This is a genomic window from Pseudomonas sp. FSL L8-0168 (assembly GCF_037976155.1).
GTDB lineage: Bacteria > Pseudomonadota > Gammaproteobacteria > Pseudomonadales > Pseudomonadaceae > Aquipseudomonas > Aquipseudomonas paracarnis.
Genome location: NZ_CP150262.1, coordinates 5,095,396 through 5,109,393, shown reverse-complemented (window position 1 = coordinate 5,109,393; position 13,998 = coordinate 5,095,396). Strand labels below are relative to the sequence as shown.

General features: G+C 60.9%; 11 protein-coding genes. 8 read left to right on the top strand and 3 right to left on the bottom strand.

Going from position 1 to position 13,998, the window contains the following annotated elements:
- Positions 1 to 31: 31 nt before the first annotated feature.
- From MHH62_RS23585 to MHH62_RS23565, 5 genes are all read left to right on the top strand, one after another.
- Positions 32 to 1,942: an ATP-binding cassette domain-containing protein gene (locus MHH62_RS23585; protein ID WP_020301803.1), complete on the top strand. Its 1,911-nt coding sequence runs from the start codon at positions 32 to 34 to the stop codon at positions 1,940 to 1,942.
- Positions 1,942 to 2,508, top strand: a complete 567-nt coding sequence (locus MHH62_RS23580) for a mechanosensitive ion channel family protein (protein ID WP_003195372.1) — start codon at positions 1,942 to 1,944, stop codon at positions 2,506 to 2,508. The genes MHH62_RS23585 and MHH62_RS23580 overlap by 1 nt, the downstream gene beginning before the upstream one ends.
- A gap of 96 nt (positions 2,509 to 2,604) precedes the next feature.
- Positions 2,605 to 3,237 carry a LysE family transporter gene (locus MHH62_RS23575; RefSeq protein ID WP_005792425.1) on the top strand — a complete coding sequence of 211 codons (633 nt, stop codon included), beginning with the start codon at positions 2,605 to 2,607 and terminating at the stop codon, positions 3,235 to 3,237.
- Positions 3,238 to 3,437: 200 nt separating this feature from the next.
- Positions 3,438 to 5,333, top strand: a complete 1,896-nt coding sequence (locus tag MHH62_RS23570) for an FTR1 family protein (protein WP_014720437.1) — start codon at positions 3,438 to 3,440, stop codon at positions 5,331 to 5,333.
- A gap of 1 nt (position 5,334) precedes the next feature.
- Positions 5,335 to 5,790 carry a YaiI/YqxD family protein gene (locus tag MHH62_RS23565; protein ID WP_014720436.1) on the top strand — a complete coding sequence of 152 codons (456 nt, stop codon included), beginning with the start codon at positions 5,335 to 5,337 and terminating at the stop codon, positions 5,788 to 5,790.
- A 34-nt stretch (positions 5,791 to 5,824) separates the two neighbouring features.
- Here MHH62_RS23565 and elbB read toward each other — a convergent pair whose 3' ends face one another.
- Complete coding sequence (gene elbB / locus MHH62_RS23560) at positions 5,825 to 6,490, bottom strand: isoprenoid biosynthesis glyoxalase ElbB (RefSeq protein ID WP_014720435.1); 666 nt, start codon at positions 6,488 to 6,490, stop codon at positions 5,825 to 5,827.
- A gap of 115 nt (positions 6,491 to 6,605) precedes the next feature.
- On the opposite strand from elbB, the gene MHH62_RS23555 reads away from it, so the two are divergent.
- Entirely contained in the window at positions 6,606 to 7,841 is a 1,236-nt protein-coding gene (locus tag MHH62_RS23555; protein WP_339232009.1) for a sterol desaturase family protein, read from the top strand.
- Here MHH62_RS23555 and MHH62_RS23550 read toward each other — a convergent pair.
- Entirely contained in the window at positions 7,822 to 8,457 is a 636-nt protein-coding gene (locus MHH62_RS23550) for a DedA family protein (protein WP_014720433.1), read from the bottom strand. The genes MHH62_RS23555 and MHH62_RS23550 overlap by 20 nt on opposite strands.
- A gap of 208 nt (positions 8,458 to 8,665) precedes the next feature.
- Between MHH62_RS23550 and hemB the strand changes: the two genes are divergently transcribed.
- Complete coding sequence (gene hemB, locus MHH62_RS23545) at positions 8,666 to 9,679, top strand: porphobilinogen synthase (protein ID WP_019819828.1); 1,014 nt, start codon at positions 8,666 to 8,668, stop codon at positions 9,677 to 9,679.
- Positions 9,680 to 9,697: 18 nt separating this feature from the next.
- On the top strand, positions 9,698 to 11,920 hold the full coding sequence (ppk1, locus tag MHH62_RS23540) for a polyphosphate kinase 1 (RefSeq protein WP_014720431.1): 2,223 nt from the start codon (positions 9,698 to 9,700) through the stop codon (positions 11,918 to 11,920).
- 128 nt (positions 11,921 to 12,048) lie between these two features.
- Here the strand turns inward: ppk1 and ppx are convergent, their stop codons facing one another.
- Entirely contained in the window at positions 12,049 to 13,551 is a 1,503-nt protein-coding gene (ppx, locus tag MHH62_RS23535; protein WP_003195352.1) for an exopolyphosphatase, read from the bottom strand.
- Positions 13,552 to 13,998 lie beyond the last annotated feature (447 nt).

Here is a 13,998-nt window from a genome sequence, read left to right as displayed (position 1 = left end):
GCCAACGAAGCTGGTAGACTCCGCCGCCATTATGATCCGACTTCAAAGCCTAACATTACAGCGTGGCCCGCAACGTCTTCTTGAAGACGCCGAGCTGACCCTGCACGCCGGTCACAAAGCCGGCCTGATCGGTGCCAACGGCGCCGGCAAATCCACGTTGTTCGCCCTGTTGCTGGGGGAGCTGACCCCGGATTCCGGGGACTGCCTGCTGCCTGCCGACTGGCGCATTGCCCATATGCGCCAGGAGATCGACACCCTGGACCGTATCGCCATCGACTACGTGCTCGATGGCGACCTGCGCCTGCGCCAGGTGCAACACGACCTGGCTGAGGCCGAAAAAGCCCAGGACGGTGCCGCCCAGGCGCGCCTGCACTCGGAGCTGGACAGCGCCGACGGCTACACGGCCGACGCTCGCGCTCGCAAGATGCTCGCTGGCCTTGGGTTTACCAACGAACAGATGGACCGCCCGGTCGCCGACTTCTCCGGTGGCTGGCGCATGCGCCTGAACCTGGCTCAAGCGCTGATGTGCCCCTCTGACCTGCTGCTGCTCGACGAACCGACCAACCACTTGGACCTCGATGCGATCCTGTGGCTGGAAGATTTCCTCAAGAGTTACCAGGGCACCTTGCTGCTGATCTCCCACGACCGGGATTTCCTCGACGCCGTGGTCGATAACATCGCCCATGTCGAACAGAAGAAAATCACCCTTTACCGTGGCGGCTATACCGCGTTCGAACGCGCCCGCGCCGAACGCCTGGCCCAGCAGCAACAGGCCTTTGAAAAGCAACAGGCGCAACGTGCGCACATGGAAAGCTACATCGCAAGGTTCAAGGCCCAGGCTACCAAGGCCCGCCAGGCCCAGAGCCGGATCAAGGCCCTGGAACGCATGGAAGAGCTGTCGGCGGCCCACGTCGATTCGCCGTTCGACTTTGTCTTCCGTGAGTCGGTGAAGATCTCCAGCCCGCTGTTGGACCTCTCGGACGCTCGCCTTGGCTATGGCGACAAAACCATCCTTGAGAAGGTCAAGCTGCAGCTCACGCCGGGCGCACGCATCGGTTTGCTCGGCCCGAACGGCGCAGGCAAGTCGACACTGATCAAGAACCTTTCGGGTGAGCTTGAGCCGCTGGCCGGTCGCCTCACTCGTGGCGAGAACACGGTGGTGGGTTACTTCGCCCAGCATCAACTGGACTCGCTGGACGCCAAGGCAAGCCCGTTGTTGCACCTGCAACGCCTGGCGCCGACCGAGCGCGAGCAGACCCTGCGCGACTTCCTTGGCGGTTTCGACTTCCGTGGCGCGCGCATTGACGAACCTGTGCTGAATTTTTCCGGTGGCGAAAAAGCCCGACTGGCCCTGGCCCTGATCGCGTGGGATCGCCCGAACCTGTTGCTGCTCGACGAGCCGACCAACCACTTGGACCTGGAAATGCGCCTGGCGCTGACCATGGCCCTGCAGGAGTTCAGCGGTGCGGTATTGGTGGTGTCTCACGACCGTCACCTGCTCAAGAGCACCACCGACAACTTCCTGCTGGTGGCCGACGGTAAGGTCGAAGAGTTCGATGGCGACCTGGACGACTACGCGCGCTGGCTGACGGAGTACCGTCTGCGCAATGCGCCGGCCAGCAACACGCCGGTCAACCCGGACAAGACCGACAAGAAAGCCCAGCGCCAGGCCGCCGCCGCGCTGCGCCAGCAGTTGGCGCCGCACAAGCGTGAGGCCGACAAGCTGGAAGCCGATCTGGGCAAGGTGCATGAGCGCCTGGCCAAGATCGAAGCCAGCCTGGGCGACAGCGCCGTGTACGAGGCGGCGCGCAAGGACGAGCTGCGTGACCTGCTGGCCGAACAGGCCAAGCTCAAGGTGCGCGAGGGGCAGTTGGAGGAAACCTGGATGGAGGCCCTCGAATTGCTCGAAACCCTGCAAGCGGAGCTGGAGGCGCTGTCCTGATGGAGGCGTTGCAATTACCGGTACCGGTGCAATGGATCGAACCCATCTGGATCGGCGTGCAAATCCTGCTGATCCTGCTGGCTGGCTACCTGGCTCAGCGCTTCGTCGCAAAAGGCCTTACGCGCCTGGGTGAGCGCTACCCGTTCCCGCCGCAATTGCTGATGCCCCTGCGGGGCGGCTTGCGCTGGCTGATCATGGGCAGTGCGCTGATCTTTGTGCTGGGCCGCCTGGGTGTGTCTGCCACGGTGTTGTGGACGGCCCTGTCAGGCTTTGTCGCGGTGGCGGCCGTGGCGTTCTTCGCCATGTGGTCGGTGCTGTCCAACCTGCTGTGCGCGATCCTGATCTTCACGGTCGGGCCGTTTCGCCTCGGTGATATCGTCGAGTTGGTGGACACCGTCGACAAACCGGGCGTGAAGGGCCGGGTCGTGGCGATCAACTTGCTCTACACCACGCTGATCGAAGTCGAGGAAGCCGGGACCAACAGCGCGATGGTGCAGGTGCCCAATAGTCTGTTCTTCCAGCGTTCGGTACGCCGTTGGCCCGGCTCTGGCACTAATATCCTGTAGGCGCGAGCAAGCTCGCTCCTACAGAAATCTATAGCCAGCCTTTGGTCGCTGGAGTTAGCTTAAGGCACAACCGCTAACTCCCTTACGAGGTGTGCAATGGCTCTCGATACATGGCTGGCCTTTTTCCTGGCCAGTTGGATCATCTCCCTTTCTCCTGGCGCCGGTGCCATCGCCTCGATGTCCAGCGGCCTGCAATACGGTTTTGTGCGTGGCTACTGGAACGCCATCGGTCTGCAACTGGGCCTGGCGATGCAGATTGCGGTGGTCGCCGGTGGTTTGGGTGCCATTCTGGCGGCCTCGTCTACTGCGTTCTATGCGATCAAATGGTTTGGCGTGGCCTACCTCGTGTATCTGGCCATCAAACAATGGCGTGCCCTGCCCATGGACATGACCGATGACGCCGCCGTGCGCCCGATCGGCAAACCGATGGCGATGATGTTCCGCGGCTTCCTGGTTAACGCCAGCAATCCCAAGGCGCTGGTGTTTATGCTGGCGGTGCTGCCGCAGTTCGTGAACCCGCAGGCGCCGTTGTTGATCCAGTACCTGATCCTCGGTGCCACTATGATCAGCGTCGATATGATCGTGATGGCGGGCTACACAGGGTTGGCGTCGAAAGTCTTGCGCCTGTTGCGTACGCCCAAACAACAGAAACGCGTAAACCGCACCTTTGCTGGCTTGTTTGTCGGCGCTGCCGGTTTCCTGGCGAGCCTGCATCGCGCCACGGCCTGACCAAGCGACTGGCTCAAAAATGTGGGAGCGGGCTTGCTCGCGAATACGGTATCAGTCAAAGAAAATAGTGACTCAAGCACCGCGTTCGCGAGCAAGCCCGCTCCCACATTGGTTTTAGGGTGATATGAAATAACACCTTGAGTCGAATCCATTAAAGCTCAACAATAGTGTTACTTCGTATTTCCACTTGAGATTCATTCATGACCGCCCCTTTCCGCTTTCTCGCCTGGCTGCTGTTGCCGGCGTTGCTGTCGTGCAGCTTCAATCTGTTGGCCGCGACCGCCGAGGGCGCGCCGCAAGCCCTGCATTTGCTGGACTACATTGGCGCCGACTACCCACCCACGGTGGAGGCGGGCAAGGTGGTGGATGACTCGGAATACCGTGAACAAGTGGAATTTCTCGGGGTGTTGCAGGGGCTGGTGGCGGATTTGCCAGACAAACCCGAGCGCGCCGAGCTGATAAAGGGCGTTGATGAACTGCTGGCCGCGGTCACTGCCCACCAGGATGGCGCAAGCGTTGCCCGCCAGGCCCGCCAATTGGGTGCCAAGCTGGCCGTGGCGTATGAAGTCAGCCAGGCCCCGGCCATCACGCCGGACCCGACGCGCGGCGCGCCGCTCTACGCCCAGCATTGTTCGGTGTGCCACGGCACAGCAGGTGCCGGCGATGGCCCCGCAGGCATGGGCATGACGCCACCACCCGCTAACCTGCGCGATGCCACGCGCCTGGATCGCCTGAGCCTCTACGCGATCTACAACACCCTCGGCCTGGGCGTGGAGGGCACCGACATGCCGTCGTTCGCTGACCAATTGGACGACCGCCAGCGCTGGGACCTGGCAACCTATATCGCCGGCTTCACGGCCGACCCGGCCGCCGCCAAAGGCGAGCAGACATTCAACCTTGCCGACCTGGCCCGCCAGACCCCCAATGAAGTGCTCGCCGCTGACGGCCCTGGCGCTGCGGCGACGTTCCGCGCCCAGCGTGCGCAGCCTCCGCAGGTTCAGCGTGGCCCTGCGCAGTTGCTCGACTACACCGCCGCCACCCTGGACAAGAGCCTGGCGGCCTTCCGCAACGGCGACCATGAGCAGGCTTACGATCTATCCGTCGCGGCCTATCTGGAAGGCTTCGAACTGGTGGAAAGCTCCCTGGATAACGTCGATGCCAATGTGCGCAAAGACACCGAGAAGGCCCTGATGGCCTATCGGCAATCGTTGCAGGACGGCTTGCCTATCGAGCAGGTGCAGCAGCGCTTGGACTTGGCCAAAGGCAAACTCACTGAATCGGCCGGTTTGCTGGGCGGCGATGGCCTGAGCTGGTCGTTGAGCTATATCTCCGGCTTGCTGATCCTGCTGCGCGAAGGCCTGGAAGCGATTCTGGTGCTGGCAGCGATCCTCGCCTTTCTGCGTAACACCGGCCAGCAATCGGCGGTGCGCAGCGTCAACGTCGGCTGGGGCCTGGCGCTGTTGGCAGGCTTGGGTACCTGGGCTTTGGCGGCCTATGTCATTGACGTCAGCGGTGCCCAGCGTGAGTTGCTTGAAGGCTGCACGGCGTTGTTCGCCAGTGTGATGGTGCTGTGGCTCGGCGTGTGGATGCACGACCGGCGTCACGCGGCAGCCTGGCAGGACTACATCAAGAGCAGCCTGGTGGGCGGCGGTGGGCGTTTCGGTTTTGCCGTGCTGGCGTTCTTCTCGGTGTACCGCGAACTGTTCGAAGTCATCCTGTTCTACGAAACCCTGTGGCTGCAAGCCGGCCCTGCCGGGCACAACGCGGTGCTGGCCGGTGGTGCCACGGCGTTGGTGCTGCTGGTGGGCCTGGCCTGGGTGATCCTGCGCGGTTCGGCGAAGTTGCCCCTGGCGCTGTTCTTCGGCATCAACGCCGCGCTGCTGTGTGCGCTGTCGGTGGTGTTTGCCGGGCACGGTGTGAAAGCCTTGCAGGAAGCAGGCATCTTCGGCACGCGGCCGGTGGCGTTCTTTGACTTCGACTGGCTGGGCATCCACGCCGATGCGTACTCGTTGGGGGCACAGGCCGTGGCGATCCTGGCGATTGTGGTGTTGTATGGCCGTAGCCGCCTGACCGAAAAGCGCCGGGTGGCGGCGTAGCATGCGCGTGTGGATCGACGCCGACGCCTGCCCTCGGGCGGCCAAGGACCAAGTGGTGAAGTTCGCCCTCAAGCGCCAGTTTGAGGTAGTGCTGGTGGCAGGGCAAAGCCAGATCAAACCGAGCTTTGCCTGTGTGAAGCTGATCGTGGTGCCCAGCGGGCCGGATGCCGCCGATGATTACCTGGTGGAGCACGCCGTGCCCGGCGAACTGGTGATTTGCAGCGACGTGCCCTTGGCCGACCGCCTGGTGAAGAAGGGCGTGACGGCCCTTGACCCGCGTGGCAAGGAATTCAGCCCAGCGAACATGAGCGAGAGGTTGGCGGTGCGTAACCTGTTTACCGACCTGCGCGAGCAAGGCCAGATGGGCGGCGGCCCACCGCCCCACAGCGAAAAGGACAAGCAGGCGTTTGCCAATGCGCTGGACCGAATCCTTACCCGCTTGATGAAACCACTGTAGGAGCGAGCAAGCTCGCTCCTACAGAAAGAGGGCGTCAGTCGTTCTCGTGAGTCAACTCCAACACCCGATCCACCAGCTTGTTGATGCCTGACGCCACCTCGCTGATGTTCTTGCCCAGCATGTAGGCCGGCGTACTCACCAGCTTGCGCGCCTGGTCTTCGACGATGTCCTCCACGCTGCATTCGAGGTGGGTGGCGCCCATCTTGTCCAGGACTGCCGCGGTGTCGGCATCGTTGCCGATGGTACAGGTCACGCCAGGGCCGTAGATCTTGGCGGCCAGGGCCGGCGAAATGCAGATCAACCCCACCGGCTTGCCCGCTTCGGCAAAGGCTTCAGCCAGTGCCAGCACCTGGGGGTTGATGCTGCAACCGGCGCCTTCCACGGCAAAGTTCGACAGGTTCTTGGCCGCACCAAACCCGCCCGGCACGATCAGCGCGTCAAAGTCTGCGGCGTTGGCTTGGCCTATATCCTTCACGGCGCCGCGGGCAATGCGCGCCGATTCCACCAGCACATTGCGCGACTCGGGCATTTCTTCGCCCGTGAGGTGGTTGATCACGTGCAACTGCGCAACGTCGGGTGCAAAGCATTCCACTTGAGCGCCGCGCTGGTCCAGGCGCAGCAGGGTGATCACGCTTTCATGGATCTCTGCGCCGTCGTAGACGCCACAGCCGGAAAGGATCACTGCAATCTTTTTGCTCATGGGCATTTCTCCTGATTCATGGCGTTAAATGTCTACTAATTTGTAACCTGTTGCCAATGGGATCTCACGTCGCTGCACCTAATCTTGATGTAACAAAAATAGACCGGACTAGCCCATGGACTTCGTGCCTTACGCAGTACCGTTTTTTATCGCCCTGATTGTGGTGGAGTTGCTGGCCGACCGTTGGCGCGGCGCGCGCAACTACCGAGTGGCGGATGCCATCAACAGCCTCAGCACCGGTGTGCTGTCTACCACCACCGGCTTGCTCACCAAGGGTGTGGGCCTGCTGACCTACGCCTTCGCCCTCAAGCACCTGGCGTTGTTCGAGTTGCCGACCCAGAGCGTCTGGACCTGGGTATTCGCTTTTGTGTTTTATGATTTCTGCTACTACTGGCTGCACCGCATGGGGCATGAACGCAACATCCTGTGGGCCGCGCATTCGGTGCATCACCAGAGCGAGGACTACAACCTCAGCACTGCCTTGCGCCAGACCAGCACCGGTTTCCTGCTGAGTTGGATCTTCTACTTGCCCCTGGCGGTGGTTGGTGTGCCGCTGGTGGTGTTTATCAGCGTAGCGTCGCTCAACCTGCTGTATCAATTCTGGGTCCATACACGCCATGTTCCCAAGCTCGGCTGGGTCGAATGGTTTTTCGTCACACCGTCCAATCATCGGGCCCACCATGCACAGAACGCTCTCTACATGGATCGCAACTACGGCGGGGTGTTCATTATTTGGGACCGGCTGTTTGGCACCTTCCAAGAGGAAGACGATAACGAACCGGTGATTTTCGGCGTAACCACACCCCTGGCCAGTTGGAATCCGCTGTGGGCCAACCTGCAGTTTTATGCGCAGCTCTGGAGCGACGCCAGGCGTACTGAGCGTTGGTGGGACACGCTGCGCATCTGGTTCATGCGCACCGGTTGGCGGCCGGCGGACGTCAAGGCCAAGTACCCGATGGCCAAGCCGGACCTGAGCCAGTTCCGCAAATTCGAGGTGCCACTGGACATGCGCCAACAGGTCTACATCGCCTTGCAGTTTGCGGCTTATGTGGGGTTTGGCAGCTATCTGATGAATGTGGGTGAGGGCTCGCCCACGTCGGCGCTGGTCCTCGGTTGGGGCGCAATGGCACTGGGATTGTTTACCCTGGGGGTTGCGCTGGAGAATCGCCCATGGGCACTGAAGGCCGAGCTGGCGCGCCTGGTGCTGAATGTTCCCTTGGTATGGCTGGCGCCGCTGGCAGGGTTGTGGCCCGCCAGCAACCTGGGCTGGCTGGGCCTGGCGAGCTACAGCCTGCTCAGCCTCATCGGCCTCTACTGTTGCAGAAGCCGGCTTACTCGGTGGGTGTCTTAGGCGTTTCGATCGGGGCTGGCTCGTTAGCCAGCCGAGCCTTGGCCTCGGCACAGGCTTGGCGGGCGATGCGGGCATTCTTGAAGCGACGGCGCAGCCACAGGCCAAAGCCCAGCACCAGCAAGGCGCCCAGTACCCACAGCTCGTATTTCTTGACGCTGCCGAGCATCCCTTCCAGCACCGCGCCAAAGTGGTAGGCCGCCGCCCCCAGTGCCGCGGCCCAGATCGCCGCGCCAATACCGTTGAGGACCAGGTAGCGCAACGGTGGATAGCCGGACAGGCCAATCGCCACGGGCATCACCGTGCGCAAGCCGTAGACGAAGCGGAAACTCAATACCCAGATATCCGGATGCTTGCGGATATGTTCCAGCGCCTTGTCGCCCATCAATTGCCAGCGCGGTTTGCGCGCCAGCAACTTGCGGCCGTGCTTGCGCCCCATGTAGTACCAGAGCTGGTCGCCGGCGTAGCTGCCAAAAAAGGCAACGACCACCACCAGGTTGATATCCATGTAGCCACGGAACGCCAGGAAGCCTGCGAGTACAAGGATGGTCTCGCCTTCGAAGAACGTGCCGAGAAAGAGGGCAAAGTAGCCGAAGTCATGCAGAAATTGTTGAAGCATGGTCTAGGGTGCTGGCGAAATGAACGCGCAGCCTACGCCTTCACGAAGATTCATGAAAGTATCGAGATGTGTCACGAAGTGAACAATTCCTATGCAAATGACGAATGGGACTACAGGTCGCGTCGATAAGCACAACTGTCATTCATTCGTCATAATGGCCGCTTATAACTGCAACGCTCGCCCGTAAACACGGGCTCAGGAGTCTGTCGTGAGCTTTACCCCTGCCAATCGCCTGTTCCCTGCCACCCGTCTGCGTCGCAATCGTCGTGATGATTTTTCTCGTCGCCTGGTACGTGAAAATGTACTGACCACGAATGATCTGATCCTGCCGGTTTTCGTGCTCGACGGCGAAAATCGCCGGGAAGCGGTGGCGTCGATGCCGGGTGTGGAGCGTCTGACCATTGATTTGTTGCTTGAAGAAGCGGCGAATTGGGTCGAGTTGGGCATTCCGGCGCTGGCGCTGTTTCCGGTGACCCCGGCGGAACTCAAGTCCCTGGACGCCGCTGAAGCCTGGAACCCCGACGGGATTGCCCAGCGCGCCACCCGTGCCTTGCGCGAGCGCTTCCCGGAACTGGGGGTGATCACCGACGTGGCCCTGGACCCGTTCACCACCCACGGCCAGGATGGCATTCTTGACGAAGACGGTTATGTGCAGAACGACATCACCGTCGATGCACTGGTCAAGCAGGCGTTATCACACGCGGCTGCGGGCGCCCAGGTGGTTGCACCGTCGGACATGATGGACGGGCGCATCCAGGCGATTCGCGAAGCCCTTGAGCTGGCCGGTCACGTCAATGTGCGGATCATGGCCTACTCGGCCAAATACGCTAGCGCCTACTACGGCCCATTCCGCGATGCGGTAGGCTCGGCGCTGAACCTGGGCAAGGCCAACAAGGCCTCGTATCAGATGGACCCGGCCAACAGCCAGGAAGCCCTGCACGAGGTGGCTGCCGACCTGGCCGAAGGCGCCGATATGGTGATGGTCAAGCCGGGGATGCCCTACCTTGACATTCTTTACCGGGTCAAAGAGGAATTCAAAGTGCCGACCTTTGTCTATCAGGTCAGCGGTGAATACGCCATGCACATGGCGGCCATCCAGAATGGTTGGTTGAGTGAAGGGGTGATCCTCGAATCCCTGACTGCCTTTAAACGTGCCGGCGCTGATGGCATTCTGACCTACTTCGCCGCCCGCGCCGCCCAATTGCTTAGAGAGCAACAATAGCCCTCACAGGAACACTCGATGAATACCGAAGGACTCTCAGAAGTTGCCGTAAAAGACGCTCACCCGGTGGTTGAACAAGTCGCCCAGACCCCGCCGGAGCTGGAGCCCGCACCGCCTGCGGTGGTGGCCGAAGCGCCTGCGCCGGCGCCGGTGGCCGTGGTCACCAACCTGGATGACAGCAGCCTGTACATCCACCGCGAGTTGTCACAACTGCAATTCAACATCCGCGTGCTTGAGCAGGCGCTGGATGAGTCCTACCCCTTGCTGGAGCGGCTGAAATTCCTGCTGATCTTCTCCAGTAACCTGGACGAGTTCTTCGAGATCCGTGTTGCCGGCCTCAAGAAGCAGATCACCTTTGCCCGTGAACAAGCCGGTGCCGATGGGCTGCAACCGCACCAGGCCCTGGCGCGTATCAGTGAGCTGGTGCACGGCCATGTAGACCGCCAGTATGCGATCCTCAACGACATCCTGCTGCCGGAGCTGGAAAAGCACCAAGTCCGCTTCATTCGTCGTCGTCACTGGACCGCCAAGATCAAGACCTGGGTGCGCCGTTACTTCCGGGACGAGATTTCGCCGATCATCACGCCTATCGGCCTCGACCCGACGCACCCGTTCCCCTTGCTGGTGAACAAGAGCCTCAACTTCATCGTCGAACTCGAAGGTATCGACGCTTTCGGCCGCGATTCGGGCCTGGCGATCATCCCGGCGCCGCGTCTGTTGCCTCGGATCATCAAGGTACCGGAAGAGGTAGGGGGCGCTGGCGACAACTATGTATTCCTGTCATCGATGATTCACGCGCACGCCGACGACCTGTTCCAGGGCATGAAGGTCAAGGGCTGCTACCAGTTCCGCCTGACCCGTAACGCCGACCTGGCGCTGGACTCCGAAGACGTTGAAGACCTGGCACGTGCCCTGCGCGGCGAACTGTTCTCACGGCGCTATGGCGATGCGGTGCGCCTGGAAGTGGCGGACACCTGCCCGAAACATCTGTCGGACTACCTGCTCAAGCAGTTCAACTTGGCAGAATCGGAGCTGTACCAGGTCAACGGCCCTGTGAACCTCACGCGCCTGTTCAGCATTACCGGCCTGGACAGCCACCCGGAGCTGCAATACAAGCCGTTCACGCCGCAGATCCCGAAACTTTTGCAAAACAGCGAGAACATCTTCAGCGTGGTGAGCAAGCAGGACATCCTGCTGCTGCACCCTTTCGAGTCGTTCACCCCGGTGGTCGACCTGCTGCGCCAGGCTGCCAAGGACCCGCACGTCCTGGCCGTGCGCCAGACCCTGTACCGCAGCGGCGCGAACTCGGAAATCGTCGATGCGCTGGTGGATGCGGCGCGTAATGGCAAAGAAGTCACTGCGGTGATCGAGTTGCGTGCGCGTTTCGACGAAGAGTCCAACCTGCAACTGGCCAGCCGTCTGCAAGCGGCCGGTGCGGTGGTGATCTACGGCGTGGTCGGCTTCAAGACCCACGCCAAGATGATGCTGATCCTGCGCCGTGAAGCCGGTGAGATCGTGCGCTACGCCCACTTGGGTACCGGCAACTATCACGCCGGCAACGCCAAGCTCTACACCGACTACAGCTTGCTGACGTCCGACGACGCGCTGTGCGAAGACGTCGGCAAGTTGTTCAGCCAGTTGATCGGCATGGGCAAGACCCTACGCATGAAGAAGCTGTTGCACGCGCCGTTCACGCTCAAGAAGGGCATGCTCGACATGATTGCCCGCGAGACCCAGTTTGCCCTCGATGGCAAGCCGGCGCACATCATCGCCAAGTTCAACTCGCTGACCGATCCGAAGATCATCCGTGCTCTGTACAAGGCCAGCCAGTCCGGTGTGCGCATCGACCTGGTGGTACGTGGCATGTGCTGCCTGCGCCCCGGCATTGTGGGCGTGTCGCATAACATCCATGTGCGCTCGATCATCGGCCGCTTCCTGGAGCACACCCGCGTGTTCTACTTCCTTAACGGCGGCGAAGAACAGATGTTCCTCTCCAGTGCCGACTGGATGGAGCGCAACCTCGACAAGCGCGTGGAGACCTGCTTCCCGGTGGAAGGCAAGAAGCTGATCATGCGGGTCAAGAAGGAGCTGGAAAGCTACCTCACCGACAACACCCACAGCTGGAGCCTGCAGTCGGATGGTCGCTACGTGCGTAACACCCCGACCGGCAACCAGAACCCGCGCAGCGCGCAGGCGACATTATTGGAGAAGTTGGGTAGCCCGATTCTGACGGTGAACTAGCCCAGGCATACGCAACTCCATGTGGGAGCGGGCTTGCTCGCGAATGCGGTGTGTCAGTCAATGCATCTGGTGACTGATCCACTGCATTCGCGGGCAAGCCCGCTCCCACATTTGTTTTGCAGTGGGCTTTAGCGCAGGTTCAGGCTGAACCCCACCCGTGTCAGCCATTCCGCTTCCTGGGCGAAGTCCGCCTGGGTCAGCTGATTTTCATCCAGCCAGCCTTTGGGGAACATCACTTCCAGGCTATCGCCATCGGCGTGCAGTTTGACCTGGGGCATTTCCTGGGTGCCGCGGATGTGGTGGAACAGGATCGCAAAGCGCAGCAGCGCGCACAGGCGGATCAGCTTGATGCCGTCTTTACCGAATTCGGCAAACTTGTCCTTGGGAATATTACGGCGATGGCCGCGTACCAGCAGCGCGAGCATCTGTTGGTCTTCCCGGGAGAAACCGGCCAGGTCCGAGTGTTCGATCAGGTAGGCGCCGTGCTTGTGATAATGGTAGTGGGCGATGTCCAGGCCGACTTCATGCACCTTGGCTGCCCAGCCGAGTAACTCGCGCCAGACGCCGTCTTCCAGGTCCCAGTCCTCGGCCACCTGGTCGAACGCGTGCAGGGCTTTGCGCTCCACGCGTGCGGCTTGTTCCAGGTCAACGTGATAACGCTCCATCAGCGAGCTGAGGGTGCGCTCGCGCACGTCTTCGTGGTGGTGCCGGCCCAGCAGGTCGTAGAGCACGCCTTCGCGCAGGGCGCCGTCACAGTGGTCCATGCGTTGCAGTTCGAGGGCGTCGAAGATGGCTTCGAGAATTGCCAGGCCCGCAGGGAAAATCGCACGGCGATCGGGCTTGATGCCATCGAAGTCGATTTTCTCTGCATCCCCCAGCTTGAACAACTTGCGCTTGAGCCACGCCAAGCCCTCGGCGTTCACCTCGCCGGTGCCATGGCCACCGGCTTTCAAGGCCAGGCCGATGGCACGGATGGTGCCGGACGAGCCGATGGCTTCATCCCAGGTCAGTCGGTGCAAGGCGTGTTCGATGCTCATGATTTCCAGACGCGCTGCGGTGTAGGCCTGGGCATAGCGCGCCGGAGTGATCTTGCCATCCTTGAAATAACGCTGGGTGAAACTCACGCATCCCATCTGCAGGCTTTCACGCAGCAGCGGTTCGAAACGCTGGCCGATGATGAACTCGGTGCTACCGCCGCCAATGTCTGCCACCAGGCGTTTGCCGGGCGTATCGGCCAGTGTGTGTGACACGCCGAGGTAGATCAGGCGAGCCTCTTCACGGCCCGAGATGACCTCCACCGGATGCCCGAGGATTTCCTCGGCGCGATGGATGAACTCGTTGCGGTTGCGGGCCTCGCGCAAGGCATTGGTGCCAACGATACGCACTGCGCCAGGGGGCATGCCGTTGATCAGTTGCGCAAAACGCTTGAGGCAATCGAGGCCGCGCTGCATGGATTCTTCATTGAGCTTGCGCTCGTCGTCGATCCCGGCGGCCAGTTGCACTTTTTCGCCGAGCCGCTCAAGGATGCGGATCTCACCGTTCTGGGCCTTGGCCACGACCATATGAAAGCTGTTGGAGCCCAGGTCGATGGCGGCGATCAAGGACAGATTCTTGGCTTGGGATTGCGGCATGGTTTGAGGATCTCGGTCGATAACCTTGCCATCGTGCCACGATCGACCGCTGACGCCAACGCGTTGTGCTTCGGTAATTGGACCGATGCTGTCTGTAGGGAAATCTCTGGGAAGTGTAGGGCAGCTTCGCAAGCTTTAAACGAATAGGTAAACCGATACCGTAAGACGTTTTAACTGTATGTCGTCGTAAGTTGTGTATGACATTGCTTACAGTGATCGGGGCTGTAGATCATGCGATTTCAGTCAGAGGACTACTTTGCTGATCGATTAAAGCCGTTGCCTAATTTAATAGGGCCCACAGCAAATACCGTGTTGTCTGATTTTTTTGCCAGGCACCAAGGCGCCAGACTGTCATTCGGCAATTCTGCCTGGGTGTTATTTATTTATAGTTTTGTGTTACGGAAGATAAAGCGTTGAGCGACGGAGTCGCTGAAACCAAAATAAAGA